The sequence below is a fragment of the uncultured Ramlibacter sp. genome, from assembly GCF_936925435.1.
Lineage (GTDB): Bacteria > Pseudomonadota > Gammaproteobacteria > Burkholderiales > Burkholderiaceae_C > Ramlibacter.
This window is the reverse complement of sequence record NZ_CAKZHQ010000003.1, coordinates 181,675-194,955: the sequence shown is the minus strand read 5'-3', so window position 1 is coordinate 194,955 and position 13,281 is coordinate 181,675. Positions and strand designations below refer to the sequence as shown.

Genomic DNA, 13,281 nt, shown 5'->3' with positions numbered 1-13,281 from the left:
GGCTGGCTTTGTATCGGTTTATTGGTAGGCTGGCGGCACCATGCAGGAACCCACCACCACCACGCCACCGGTGCGCCGCTTCAAGGACGCCGCCTACCAGCCCGTCGCTGGCACTCTGGCCGAATTGCGCGAGCGCATTGACACGCTCGACCGCCAGATCGTCGAGCTGATGGCGCAGCGCGCACTGTGCGTGCGCGACGCCACCCGCTTCAAGCGCGACGCCTTCCAGGTCGCTGCGCCCGCGCGCCAGGCCCAGGTCTTCGAAGAGGTCAGGGCCCTGGCCACTGCCCACGAAACCGCGTTCCCCGGCCTGCCCGACATCGTCGAGGCCGCTTACCGGACCCTGGTCGCCGGCTTCATCGCCAGTGAGGGACGCTTCTTCCATGACACGGAGCTGATCGAACCATGAACAAGATGTCCGCCTTGCCCCGTTTTGCCGCCGCCGTGCTGGCCCTTGCTGCCGGCGCCGCCTTCGCGCAGGCCTGGCCGAACAAGCCGATCCGCATCGTCGTGCCCTATGGCGCGGGCTCCTCGCCCGACGTCATTGCCCGGATCGTCGGCGAGGAACTGGGCCCGCGCCTGGGCCAGCCAGTGGTGATCGAGAACCGGCCCGGCGCCGGCGGCAACAACGGCACCGGCCTGGTGGCCAAGGCGGCCGGCGACGGCTACAGCTACGTCATCAGCACCAATGGGCCCCTGGTCTACAACACCGTGCTGTACAAGAAGCTGCCCTACGATCCCTTCACCGAGCTGCGGCCCGTGGTGCTGGCCGGCGGCCAGGCCAATGTCTGCGCCGTGCGCACCGACTCGGGCATCACCAGCCTGAAGGAGCTGGTCGACGCCATGAAGAAGAACCCCGGCAAGTTCAACTTCTCGTCCACCGGCGTGGGCAGCCTGTCGCAGCTGGGCGTGGAACTGCTCAAGGTCAAGACCGATACTTTCGCCGTGCACATCCCCTATGCCTCCAGCCCGCTGGCCATCCTGGCCATCCTGCAAGGCGACGTGCAGTTCGCCTGCGTGCCGGCGGTGGCGGTGATCCCGCAGGTCAAGGCCGGCAAGCTGCGCACCCTGGCCGTGTCCACCGCCAAGCGCAGCCAGCTCACGCCCGACATCCCGACCATGAAGGAAGCCGGCCTGTCCGAGATCGAGAACCTGGCCTGGATGGCGCTGATGGCGCCGGCCAGCACGCCCAACGACATCGTCCAGCGCATGAACACCGAGATCAACGCGGTGCTGGCCATGCCCAAGGTCAAGGACAAGCTGCACGCGCAGTACATGGAGCCCATCGGCGGCTCGGTGCAGGACCTGCAGCGCTTCATGCAGCAGGAGCTCAAAGTGATGACGCCGGTGATCAAGCGCACCGGCGTGACCATGGAGTGAGCGAGGGCACGATCGACCTGGCCGTCGCGCGCAGCGACGCCAGCGCGCAGCAGGCGCAAGAAGCCCTGGCCCGCCTGGGCCAGGCACCCGGCGCCTACTTCGGCGTCGACGCCGGCATCGCCGGCCTGCATCCCTTGCAGGCCACGCTCATCGAGCAGCCCGCCCTGGCCCTGCGCCTGTTTGGCGACGGTCTGCAGGCGCAGGTGCTCAGTCCCTTCGGCGCGACGCTGCTGGCGCAGCCGGCGTTGGCCGCCTGGCGCTCCGGCTTGCAGCGCGGCCCCGGCACCGACACCCTGCAGGCACTGCGTGGCTTCCTGGCCTGCTTCACACCCTCGGCCGATGTGCTGCTGCTAGGAGCCTTGCCCTTCGCTGCCCACAAGCTGGCCCGGCCCGGCAGTTCGGGTGAGCCGCTGGGCGTACTGTTCTTCGGCGAGAAGCTGCTGCGGCGCGACGCCCGTGGGCAGTGGCACAGCCTGCATTTGAGTTTGCCGGGCGCTGCGGCAGCCGCAATGCCGCCGCCCTTGGCGCACACGCCGCAAACAGCAACCGAACCGGGCGACGACCATGCACCCGGCGGCTATGCCGCCATGGTGGGGCGGGCGCTGGGCTGGCTGCGCGAGCAGCCCCTGGTCTCGCTGACCCTGAGCCAGAGCTACCGGCGACGCGTCGAGATGGCGCCGGCCCAGGCCTTTGCCCGCCTGCGCGCCGCCAACCCGGCGCCGGCCAGCTTCTTTCTGGACGATGGCCAGGGCTTGCAGCTGTTGGGCGCTTCGCCCGACCTGCAGTTGGTGGTGAGCGGCCGTGCGGTCCAGGCCCTGCCGGTCTGCGGCACGGTGCGGCGCCGGCCCGGCGCCGTGGGCGAAGCCGAATCGCTGCGCGAGCTGATGAACGAGGATGTCGACGCGGCCTCGCTGGCCGTGTGCACCGACGCCCTGCGCAACGATCTGGCGCCTTTGTGTGTGCCGGGCAGTCTGGTGCTCAGCGAGCGGCGACGGACCATGTCGCTGGCCACCGTGGTCCACGCGGTGGACCGGCTGCAGGGGCGCCTGCGCGATGGTGCCGATGCCTGGGATGCCATCGCTGCGACGGCCGCGCCGGTGATGGTGACGGGCACGCCGCGCGCCCATGCCCTGGCCGCCATCAGCGCGCTGGAGGCCAGCCCGCGCGGCTGGTACGGCGGCCTGTTCGTGCAGGTGGCGTCCAACGGCGATGCGCTGGCCGGCACCATCTTGCGTGCAGCCGCGGTGCGCGGCGGCGTGGCCGAAGTGCGCACCGGCGGTGACCTGATGGCCGATTCCTCGCCCGAGCGCGAAGAGCAGGAGTCGCGGCTCAAGACCCTGTCGCTCTGGCGTGCCTTCGGCCTGGAGGCGGCCATGGGCGCGGTGCCGGACGGCCAGCAGGCAGCTGCGGCACTGCCGCAGGCGGTGCGCTTGCTGGATGCGCAGGACCCATTCGGCAACGCGGCGCGCGACTGCCTGCTGGGGCTGGGCTTGGTTTTGAACGACGCAGCGGCCGTGACGGTCGTGGCCGGCGCGCCGGCCACCGCCGCCTGGCCGCCGCGCAGCGTGGTGGCGATCGGCGATGCGGCCTACCAGCTGCTTGCCTTGCATGGTGGGCAGGTGCAGCGCATCGCGCCCGAGCATGGCCGCCTGTTGCTGTGCAAGCTGCAGGCCGATGCGCCCTGGCGCAGCGACAATGCCTTCATCGCGGCCCGCTATGCCAGCTTCCAGCTGGAGGGCGTGCCGGTGGGCTGGCAGGTCTGGGCCACGGACGCGCACGACAGGCCGGTGGCCTTGGCGCAGCCGCAGCACAGCCTGGTGGCCCTGCTGTTCCGCCCCGACTCCCTGCTGTCCGAGCCGCAGGCGCTGGCGGCCTTGCGCGCGGCCCTGGCCTTCGCGGCCGCGCGCGGCGCGGCCTAGGCCACAGCAGCCAGCCGCGCCACGGCTTCGCGCGCCTGTCGGCCCAGGGCCTGCAGGTCGACGCCGGCCAGGCTGCTGTCGCGGACCACCTCGCGGCCTGCCACCAGCAGGCTCTTGAGATGGGCGGCGCCGCCGCTGGCCACCGGGCCGATGGCGGGGTCGTGCAGGCCGAAGTAGCGCGGGTCGTCCTTGAGCGAGTAGATGGCGATGTCGGCGGCCTGGCCCGGCGCCAGCGTGCCCACCGCATCCAGGCCCAGCACCTTGGCGCCGCCGGCCGTGCCCCAGCGCACCACGTCTTCCACCGTTGCCGCCGCGGCCGCGTTGTTCTCGCCCTGGCCGCCGCGGTGCAAGGCCACAGCCGCCTCGCCGGCCCGGGCACGCGCCATCAGCCAGGCCGCATGGGTTTCCGACAGCATGTCGGCCGCCTCGTTGGAGGCCGCGCCGTCGACGCCGATGGACACGGTGGCGCCGGCGTCCTCCAGCGCGCGCACCGGGGCGATGCCGCTGCCCAGACGGCCATTGCTTTGCGGGCAGTGGGCGATGCCGGTACGGGTGCTGCCCAGCAGGGCGATCTCGTCGGCATCGAGCTTGACCAGGTGGGCGAACCAGACATCCGGCCCCAGCCAGTCGATGCTCTCGGCGAAGTGGATGGGCTTGATGCCGTGCTGCGCATGGACGCTGTCGTGGTAGGCCACCGTCTCCGACAGATGGGAGTGCAGGCGCAGGCCGAGCTTGCGCGCCACGGCCGCGCATTCGCGCATCTGCTGCGGCTGCATGGAGTGCGGCGGCGTGGTCGGCGCCACCACCACGCGGCGCATCGCATCGGGTGCTGCGTCATGGAAGCGCGTCGCGAGGCGCTCGATGTCGGCCAGGTAGCCGTCCAGGGTCTCGGGCCGCAGCGAAGGCGGCAGGTCCTCGGTCTTCATGCGCGACAGGGTGCCGCCGCCGCGGCACAGGGCGAAGCGCAGGCCCAGGGCCTGGGCCTCCTCGAACAGGATGGCCGAGCCGTCGTACGGCATGTCCGGCCAGTAGGCGTAGTTGTGGTCGGCCACCGTGCCGCAGCCGGACAGGGCGAGCTCCACCAGGCCGATGCGCGCTGCCAGGCGGAACATGGCCTCGTCCATGCCGGGCCGCAGCCGCCAGGGCGTGGCCGTCAGCCAGGGTGTGAGCGTGGCGTTGATGCCCTGCGGATCGCCCTTGAGCAGGGACTGGAACAGGTGGTGGTGGGTGTTGACCCAGGCCGGATAGACCACGCAATCCCTGGCGTCGATTTGCTGCTCGCCTGGCAGCGGCGTGAGCGCGCCCATGGCGGCGATCTTGCTGCCCTCGATGCGGATGTCGGGGCCTGCATGGCGCGCACCATCACCGCGCAGGCCGGTGAGGATGGCCGTGGCGTTGCGGATCAGAACACTCATGCCACCGCCTTGATGGCGGGCGGGTTGGCAACATTGCCGCGGTGGATCTCTTCCTCGCCGTGGGCATGGAGCAGGTCCAGCAACTGCTTGCGGATCACCAGGCCGGGCTTGTCCGACGGCATGTGGAATTCCACCTTGCGCCGCGTGTCCACGCAGGCATCGGCGTCCGTGGCTTCCAGGATGTCGCGGTCTTCCGCCGTGATGGCGGCATCCCAGTCAATCAGCTTTTGCGTGCTGCAGGCCTCTTCGCTGTCGTTGCGGTACAGCCATTGCACCAGCATCATGCGTTCATCGTCGATGGGCGTGGCGCAGTTGTAGATGATGTGGTCGATGCCGCTGGCCGGGTAGGTGCAGCCGAAGCGCCGTGCGAACGGCAGGTAGTAGCGGTTGATCAGGTGCCGCTCGGTGATGGGCTCGGTCGTGCCCGTGACGCTGTGTCCCGCCTCGATGTTGCGGATGGGCACATGGGTCTCGGCCTCGAAGCCGTAGTCGGTCTCACGGAACTCATACGGCGCGGGCTTGGGGTTCTCCAGGATGCCGAAGTTGGCCTTGTGCACGTAGGAGAAGTGCGAGTTGTCGAAGGAGTTCTCCATCATGCGCAGCGGGCTGGTCTTCCATTCCTCGTAGAACTGGAAGATGCGGCGGTAGCCGGGCGCGCCGTCTTCCGGGAAATGCGGGATGGGCTTGAGCGGCTCGTCCAGCGCCACCCAGACATAGCCGTACTTTTCCTGTGCACGGAAGGCCGGCACCTTGGCGCTGGCCGGGATCTGCATGTCGGGGGCCTGCGGAATCTTCACGCAGCTGCCTGTGCAGTCGTAGGTCCAGCCGTGGTAGCCGCAGACGATGTTGCCGTTCTCGACGAAGCCCTTGGAGAGTTTGGCCGTGCGGTGGCAGCAGCGGTCGCGCACCGCGGCTGGCGTGCCGTCGGCCTGCTTCCACAGAACGATGTCCTCGCCCATCAGGGTGAAGGGCTTGGGGCCATCGTCCAGGAAGGACATGGGCATGAGTGCGTACCAGAAGCGGCGCAGCACCTTTTGTTGAGTGGTCAGCATTCTTGCAACTCCTGCGTGACGGGATGAATACGGGTCCAGCCGTGGACCTCGGTCTCGCCATGCTCCTTGAGCAGGGCGAGCAGGCGTTTGCGCATCAGCATGCCGGGCCGGTCGCTGGCCATGCTCTGCTCGTCGCGGCGGCCCACGTCCACTGGCGCGTCGGCGTCGACGGATTCCAGGATGACCTTGTCTTCCAGAACCACCTTGGTGTCCCACTCATTGAGCAGGGCGGCCGGGCAATCCTCTTCGGTGTCGTTGCGGTAGAGCCACTGGATCAGCTGCACATGGTGGTCGTCGATGGGCGTGGCGCAGGTGAAGATGGTGTGCTTGATGCCGCTGGGGTAGTTCAGGCCCAGCTTGCGCAGAAAGGGCAGGTGCCACTGGTTGGTGAAGCTGCGCGTGGTGGTCGGATCGGTCGTGCCTGTGATGCGGTGCGATTCAGGAGGGTTGTTGATCTTGACCACCACCTGCGCCTCGAAGCCGTACTCCGTTTCGTTCAGCGCGAAGTGCTCGGGCTTGGGCTGCCCACCCTGGCCGAAGGTGCCGGCGTGGACGAAGGCGAAGTGCGCCGTGTCGAAGGAGTTCTCCATCAGCCGCAGCGCGCCTGTGGCCCAGGTTTCGTCGAACTGGTGGATGCGGCGGTAGCCGGCGGCTTCTTCCTCGGTCTCCAGCAGCGGCAGCAGCGGGTCGTCCAGCGCGACCCAGGCGTAGCCGAATTTCTCGGCGCAGTGGTAGGCCGGTACGCGCGCGCCGGCAGGCACCTGCATGTCGGGCGCCTGCGGAATCTTCACGCAGGCACCGCTGCAGTCGTAGGTCCAGCCGTGGTAGCCGCAGACGATGTTGTCGCCCTCGACGAAGCCCTTGGAGAGCTTGGCCGTGCGGTGGCAGCAGCGGTCGCGCACGGCGGCCGGTGTGCCGTCGGCTTTTTTCCAGAGAACGATGTTTTCGCCCAGCAGGGTGAAGGGCTGGGGCCCGGCATCGAGCTTGTCCATGGGCATGACGGCGTACCAGAAACGCCGCAGCACAGCTTGTTGGGTGACGAGCATGGCTGGCCTCCCTTCTTACTTCTTCAGGTCTTTGAGGAACTGCAGGGTGTAGGCCTGCTGCCAGTTCGGGTTGGGCTTGAGCTGGCCGCTGGTGACCATGAGGTCGTAGGTCTGTTTCCAGCGCGCGTCTGTCATCACGCCCGCGCCCAGTTTGGCAGCATCGCCGCCGTCCATGAACTTCATCTCCTTCATGGTCTTGACGGAATAGGCGATCAGCTCGTCTTCCATCTTGGGGTTGTCCTGCTTGATCAGCGCGTTGCCGGGCGCCGGGTTGGCCAGGTAGCTCTTCCAGCCTTCCAGCGTGGCCTTGACGAAGCGCTGCACCAGTTCGGGCTTGTCCTTGACCATCTGGCGCGTGGTGACGATGGTGTTGCCATACGGCGGATAGCCTTCGTCGGCGAACAGGAAGAACTTGACCTTCTGGCCGGCCTTCTCGGCGATGAAGGGCTCGGAGCCGGGGTAGCCCTGCTGTGCCATGTTCGGGTCGGCGAAGAAGGGCGCCATGCTGAAGGTGTAGGGACGGGTCTGGTCGTCTTTCAGGCCGTGCTTGATCTTCAGCCAGGGCCACCAGCTGGTGCGGCCGCTGGTGGCCAGCAGGATGGTCTTGCCCTTGAGGTCGGCCAGGCCCTTGACGTCGGTGTGCGTCACCATGCCCTGGGGCTCCATCTGGAACACAGCCGCCACCGTGGTCAGGGGCACGCCGTTCTCGATGGCCGACAGGGTCTGGAAGTCCTTGCCCATGATGAAGTCGGCCTGGCCGGCGGCGATGATCTGGATCGCATTGACCTGGGGGCCGCCCATCTTGACGGTGACGTCGAGGCCGTATTTTTTGTAGATGCCGGTGGCGATGGCCTGGTAGTAGCCGCCGTGTTCGGCCTGGGCGTACCAGGAGGTGAGGAAGGTGACTTTGTCCTGCGCCTGGGAGGCGAGGGCGGTTGCGGCAAGGGCAAAGGATGCGAGGACGCGTTTCATGCAGTTTCTCCGGTCATGTCGTGGAACACAAAGCGCCAGATCGGCGCACGGTGGAGCTCTTCCACCGCCAGAGCAATGACCCACGGCGCTGGCGCCGTTGACTGCTTCTACTCCGTCAAATTTGATGCAAGTGGCGTGCCACTACTTGGGCAGGTACAGCGTTGCCTCCACTTCGATCAACGCACCATCGCCGGGCATGAAGCGCGCCACTTCGACCACCGTGCTCACCGGTGGTTCACCGGGGTAGAACAGGCCGCGCACGCGGTTGTAGAACGGGTAGTGGCGCAGGTCGCGGAAGTACTGGACCAGCTTGACCGCGTCCTTCATCTCGCCGCCATGCTCTCTGGCGATCTGGCGGATGCGGTCGAGCACGAACCAGCTCTGCGCGACGGCCGGCGCCTCGTAGATGTCCACCGTCATCTGGCCCGTGACGTAGCCCAGGCTCTTCAATTGCTCCATGGCTTCGGCCGGCAGTTCTTCGTAGCTCTGCACCACGGCCTTGCGCATGGGATCGACGGCCACCACGCCGCTGAGGAAGACGAAGTCGCCCACGCGCTTTGCGGCTGCGTAGTTGGCCATCGGCTTGCCCATCGTGCTCATTGGGGGATGCCCCGCGCCCAGGTCCGGACCTTGCCGGGGTTGAGCAGATTGTGTGGATCGAAGCGGCGCTTGGTGGCCAGCACGGCGGCGGGCAGCTCGCCGTTGGCTCGGCCGTCTTCCACGATGAAGACGTGTGGGTCGTTGATGCGCACACCGTTGTCGCGGTGGATCTGCATGATCTCGTTCAATCGTTCCTCGGTGCTGAACTTCACCAGTTGCAAGGCGGTGCAGGTCATCAGGCCATCCATGTTGCGGATGAACTCGGTGTGCATCATCACCTCGCCGCCCAGCAGCTTTTCCATGGTGCGCACCTGCTCCAGGTGCTGGCCGGCGGTGAAGGCGCTTTGCAGATAGGTCAGGTTCTTGTCGACCCGCATGGCGTGCAGCGTCGTGTGGTTCCAGGTGTATTCCAGCAAGGTGCGGTTGCTGGCCGCCACTTCGGCCGCGGTCTTGCGGTAGCTGACAGTGCCGCCGAACTGGGTCACCAGCTCCAGGAAGGCGGCTTCGCTTTCTTCAGCCACCAGCACGATGCTGGCGTGGCAGCCGGTGGGCAGGTAGTCGGCCAGCTGCTTGATGTGGTCGGGGATGGGCGCGGCCAGCATGGCCACTTCTTTCTTGAGGATGCCGGCCGAGCGCGACAGCGCATCGCAAAAGTCCAGCGCCGTATCGAAGCTGCCGAAGGTGACGATGGCCTCCATCCAGTCGTGCACCGGCGCCATGGCGAACTCCAGCTCCAGCACCAGGCCGTTCGTGCCCCAGACATGGTGCATGGCCAGGGCGTCGGGGCCGCGCAGCTCCACGATCTGGGGTTCTTCCTCGATGCTCATGGCACGGATGCCCAGCACGTTGCCGCGCGAACCCAGCGGGCCGTAGTTGATCGAGCCGACACCGCCGAAGCCGCCGCCGAACAGGCCGCCCAGGGTGGCGCTGCGGTAGGTGGACGGCATGCAGCGCAGCTCCAGGCCGTGGGGCTTGCATTCCTTTTCCAGGTCCCACAGACGGATCCCGGCCTGGGCCCGGGCGATGCCGCCTTTGGCCCACAGAAAGGCGTTGTAGCCGCTCATGTCCAGCAGCACGCCGCCTTGCAAGGGCACGGCTTGGCCGTAGTTGCCCGTGCCGCTGCCGCGCACCGTGATGGGCACGCGCAGGCGGGCGCAGAGGCTGACCAGGCGCTTGATTTCGTCCTCGTTGCGCGGGCGCACGGCGGCGGCGGCGCGCTTGCCTTCGAGCTGGCGCTTGAGCACCGGGCTGTACCAGTTGAAGTCCTGCGACAGGCGGCCGACACGGCCCTCGTCGGTGATCCAGTCCAGGTCCGCCAGTTCGGCGGTCAGTTGTTCGATGGGGTGGGCGGGTGCGTTCACTTCATTTACCTTGTCAATCTCTGGACAGTTCGCTGGCGTGCCAGTTGCCGAGAGCGAGTTTGCTCAGCCAGGCCATCAGCACGAACAGGCCTACGCCGGCCAGCGAGATCAGCAGCAGGGCGGCGAACATGCGCGGGATGTTCAGCTGGTAGCCGGCCATCAGGATCTGGTAGGCCAGGCCGGTGGCCGCGCCGCCGGTGCCGGCGACGAACTCCGCCACCACGGCACCGATCAGGGCCAGGCCGCTGGAGATGCGCAGGCCACCGAAGAAGTAGGGCAGCGCACTCGGAATGCGCAGGCGCACCAGGGTCTGCAGGCGGCTGGCGCGGTTCATCGCGAAATAGCTTTGCAGGTCGGGGTCGATGCTGCGCAGGCCCAGCGTGGTGTTGGAGATGATGGGAAACAGCGCCACCAGGGAGGCGCAGGCCACCAGGGAGGCCGTGGGGTTCTTCACCCAGATGATGATCAGCGGCGCCACGGCGACGATGGGCGTGACCTGCAGCAGCACGGCGTAGGGGAACAAGGCCGTCTCGATCCGCCGGCTTTGGACGAAGAGGAAGGAGATCAGCACGCCGACGATGGTGGCGACGGCAAACGACAGCAGGGTGATCTTCAGCGTCACCAGCAGCGAGCCGCCCAGCGACTGCCATTCGGTGGCCAGGGTCTGGAACATCAGGATGGGCGAGGGCACGAGGTAGGGCGGCAGCTTCAGGCCGCTGACCAGGGCCTGCCAGGCGCCCAGCAGCACGACGGCGACGATGGACGGATACAGCACGCGCTGCACGCGCGGCGAGGCAAGCAGGGGGGCGGCTTTCATGCGGTGGCGTCCTCGTCGGTGTCGTGGCTGGCGCGCAGCAGGCTGTCCTGCAGGCGCTTGGCATATTCGGCAAAGCGCGCGCTGACCATGAAGTCGGACGTGCGCGGGTAGGGCTCGTCGATCACCACCTCTTCGACGATGCGGCCCGGGCGGGCCGCCATCATCACCACGCGGTTGGACAGGAAGACCGCTTCGTGGATGGAGTGGGTGACGAAGATGACGGTGAGCTTCTTCTCGGCCCACAGGCGCAAGAGGTCGGCATCGAGCTTGTGGCGCGTGATCTCGTCCAGCGCGCCGAAGGGCTCGTCCATCAGCAGCAGGTTGGGTTGCACCACCAGGCTGCGGGCGATGGACACGCGCATCTGCATGCCGCCCGAGAGGTTGCGCGGCAAGGCGGTGGCGAACTTGGTCAAGCCCACCAGGGCCAGGGCGTCGGCCACGCGGGCCTCCGCCTCGGCGCGCGGCAAGCCGGCCAGGTCCAGCGGCAGGCGCACGTTGCTGGCCACGCTGGACCAGGGCATGAGGGTGGGCGCCTGGAAGACGAAGGCCAGCTTGCGCTGCGACGCCTCCAGCTGGTCCACCGGCTTGCGCCACAGCAGCAGGCGGCCATCGGTGGGGTCGAGCAGGCCGGCCACCATCTTGAGCAGGGTGCTCTTGCCGCAGCCCGAGGGGCCCAGGAGGGTGATGAACTCACCCTCCTGGACCGTCAGTTCCACAGGCTGCAGCGCGACCGTCCCGTTGGGGTAGGTCTTGTGCGCCGACAGCACTTCGACGGCGGGGACGGCCGCGTCCAGGGCGGCAGGGGGCTCTCGCATCACGGCATCACCTTCAGGTCTTTGATGTACGTGAAGTTGTAGGACGCGGTCGCCGACGGCACCTTGGCCGGGTCGATCAGCTTGTTGCTCACCAGGAAGTCGTAGTTGGCCTTGAGGCGCGACTCTTCCATGCTGCCGATGCCGCTCTTGGCCGCGCCGCCGCCGGTGACGATGCCCATTTCCTTGAGCTTGGCCACGCTGTACGCGAGCTGCTCGTCGGTCATGTTGGGGTTGTCCTTCTTGATCAGGGCCGAGGCGGGCGCCGGGTCGGCCAGGAAGCTCTTCCAGCCTTCCATCGTGCCCTTGACGAAGGCTTCCATGGCCTTGGGCTTGGCCTTGATGGTGTCTTCCAGGCAGGAGATGGTGGTGGAGTAGGCCGGCCAGCCCTGGTCGGCAAACAGGAAGGAGTTGGCCTTGACGCCAGCCTTTTGCACCGCGAAGGGCTCGCTGGTCAGGTAGCCCTGCTGCACCGTGTTCTTGTCGGCGACAAAGGGCTGGATGTTGAAGGTGTAGGGCTTGGTCTGGTCGTCGGAGAAACCGTACTTGTTCTTCAGCCAAAGCCAGTAGCCCTCGCGCGCCGACGAGGCGATGAGGATGGTCTTGCCCTTCATGTCCTCGAACTTCTTCACGTCCTCGTGGGCGATCAGGACCTGCGGGTCTTTCTGGAAGCTGGCGGCCAGGGTCACGATGGGCAGGCCGTTGCTGCGCGCCCGGATGATCTGCAGGTCGCTCGAACCCATGATGCAGTCTGCCTGTCCCGCGCCCAGCATCTGCATGATGTTGACCTGCGGGCCGCCCATCTTGATGGTCACGTCCAGGCCGTACTTCTTGTAGATGCCGGTGGCCACCGCCTGGTAGAAGCCGCCGTGCTCGGCCTGGGCATACCAGTTGGTCATGTAGGTGAGCTTTTCCTGGGCCTGGGCGCCGGCGGCAAAGGCCAGACCGAGCGAGGCGGCCAGGAGGGTGCGTGCGGAGAAAGCTTTCATGGTGACCTCTTGAAGTGAAGTGGGGGTGAAAAGGAAAGCGGGTCGATGCAAGGAGTGCGCCTACAGGGCGGCCTGGATATGGCCGGTCTGGTGGCCGTAGCCCCAGCTCTGTTCTTCGCGCACCAGCCACTGCATGCGGAAGATGTCGGTGATGGCCGTGACCCAGCTGTCGGACAAGGTGTCCAGGATGTGCAGGCCCTGCTCGCGGGTGGCGCCCAAGGGGTCGCCGATGATGCCGCTGGGGCCGAAGTCGCGCGCCGTCCAGGCGCAGGCCGGCCGGCCGTCGGCTGACAGGATCTTGGAGGGGAAGGGCGGCGGGATGTTGGCCACCGCGCGCTCCATGTGCACCGTGTCGGGCGCCAGCGCCATCATCAACGCCGTTTCCGAATGGCCGGCGTGCATGGCCAGGCGCTTTTCCTCGTCCGACACGTACTTGCCCGAGGCATTGGGCAGGCGCGACACATGGTAGGGAATGACCAGGAAGTCGCCATGGCGCAGGCGCATCTCGCGCGCCGCCATCTCCAGCACCTGGGGCTGGCCGCCGTGGCCATTGGGCATGAGGAACTTGCGAAAGCCCGCGCGGTAGACCGACTCGCCCAGCTCGATGATGGTGGCCAGCAGGGTGGGGCCGGTCAGCGTCATGGTGCCGGGGAAGTGCAGGTGCTCGTCCGACTTGCCGTAGGTGATGGGGGCCATGCCGAAGGCGCGGATCTCGGCGGGCAGCTTTTCCAGCGCCTTGCCGATCACGCCGGAGGAGATGACGCTGTCGACCGAGCAGGGCAGGTGCGGCCCATGCTGCTCGATGGCGCCGACAGGCAGCACGACGACGGTGTTCTCGCGGTCGGGCAGGGCACTGATTTCGGTCCAGCTCAGGTAGGGCAGGAAGCGGTGCGGGGGGATGTAGCCGTGGATCATGGC

At 67.4% G+C, this 13,281-nt stretch carries 13 protein-coding genes; 3 read left to right on the top strand and 10 right to left on the bottom strand.

What is annotated here, in order from left to right; all coding sequences use genetic code 11:
* The first annotated feature begins 40 nt into the window (after positions 1-40).
* The 3 genes from Q0632_RS03170 to Q0632_RS03160 are packed head-to-tail and all read left to right on the top strand — an operon-like array spanning position 41 to position 3,299.
* Positions 41-409 (top strand): chorismate mutase, encoded by a 369-nt coding sequence (locus Q0632_RS03170; RefSeq protein WP_298924252.1) that lies wholly within the window; start codon positions 41-43, stop codon positions 407-409.
* Entirely contained in the window at positions 406-1,380 is a 975-nt protein-coding gene (locus Q0632_RS03165; protein WP_298924250.1) for a tripartite tricarboxylate transporter substrate binding protein, read from the top strand. Before Q0632_RS03170 ends, Q0632_RS03165 begins: the two co-directional genes overlap by 4 nt.
* Positions 1,377-3,299: a chorismate-binding protein gene (locus Q0632_RS03160; protein ID WP_298924248.1), complete on the top strand. Its 1,923-nt coding sequence runs from the start codon at positions 1,377-1,379 to the stop codon at positions 3,297-3,299. The genes Q0632_RS03165 and Q0632_RS03160 overlap by 4 nt, the downstream gene beginning before the upstream one ends.
* On the opposite strand, the gene Q0632_RS03155 is transcribed toward Q0632_RS03160, so the two are convergent.
* From Q0632_RS03155 to Q0632_RS03110, 10 genes are all read right to left on the bottom strand, one after another.
* Complete coding sequence (locus tag Q0632_RS03155; protein ID WP_298924247.1) at positions 3,296-4,714, bottom strand: amidohydrolase family protein; 1,419 nt, start codon at positions 4,712-4,714, stop codon at positions 3,296-3,298. The genes Q0632_RS03160 and Q0632_RS03155 overlap by 4 nt on opposite strands.
* Complete coding sequence (locus tag Q0632_RS03150) at positions 4,711-5,766, bottom strand: aromatic ring-hydroxylating dioxygenase subunit alpha (RefSeq protein ID WP_298924245.1); 1,056 nt, start codon at positions 5,764-5,766, stop codon at positions 4,711-4,713. Before Q0632_RS03150 ends, Q0632_RS03155 begins: the two co-directional genes overlap by 4 nt.
* Entirely contained in the window at positions 5,760-6,812 is a 1,053-nt protein-coding gene (locus Q0632_RS03145) for a Rieske 2Fe-2S domain-containing protein (RefSeq protein ID WP_298924243.1), read from the bottom strand. The genes Q0632_RS03150 and Q0632_RS03145 overlap by 7 nt, the downstream gene beginning before the upstream one ends.
* Before the next feature lie 15 nt (positions 6,813-6,827).
* On the bottom strand, positions 6,828-7,784 hold the full coding sequence (locus tag Q0632_RS03140; RefSeq protein WP_298924241.1) for an ABC transporter substrate-binding protein: 957 nt from the start codon (positions 7,782-7,784) through the stop codon (positions 6,828-6,830).
* 141 nt (positions 7,785-7,925) lie between these two features.
* Positions 7,926-8,384, bottom strand: coding sequence for a RidA family protein (locus tag Q0632_RS03135; protein WP_298924239.1), 459 nt, complete (start codon positions 8,382-8,384; stop codon positions 7,926-7,928).
* Positions 8,381-9,745, bottom strand: coding sequence for an FAD-binding oxidoreductase (locus tag Q0632_RS03130; protein ID WP_298924238.1), 1,365 nt, complete (start codon positions 9,743-9,745; stop codon positions 8,381-8,383). Before Q0632_RS03130 ends, Q0632_RS03135 begins: the two co-directional genes overlap by 4 nt.
* Positions 9,746-9,758: 13 nt before the next feature.
* Positions 9,759-10,562 carry an ABC transporter permease gene (locus Q0632_RS03125; protein WP_298924236.1) on the bottom strand — a complete coding sequence of 268 codons (804 nt, stop codon included), beginning with the start codon at positions 10,560-10,562 and terminating at the stop codon, positions 9,759-9,761.
* Positions 10,559-11,377, bottom strand: coding sequence for an ABC transporter ATP-binding protein (locus tag Q0632_RS03120; protein ID WP_298924234.1), 819 nt, complete (start codon positions 11,375-11,377; stop codon positions 10,559-10,561). Before Q0632_RS03120 ends, Q0632_RS03125 begins: the two co-directional genes overlap by 4 nt.
* A complete protein-coding gene (locus Q0632_RS03115) occupies positions 11,377-12,363 on the bottom strand; it encodes an ABC transporter substrate-binding protein (protein ID WP_298924232.1) in 987 nt (328 codons plus the stop codon). The genes Q0632_RS03120 and Q0632_RS03115 overlap by 1 nt, the downstream gene beginning before the upstream one ends.
* Before the next feature lie 60 nt (positions 12,364-12,423).
* A complete protein-coding gene (locus Q0632_RS03110; RefSeq protein ID WP_298924230.1) occupies positions 12,424-13,278 on the bottom strand; it encodes a creatininase family protein in 855 nt (284 codons plus the stop codon).
* Positions 13,279-13,281: the final 3 nt, after the last annotated feature.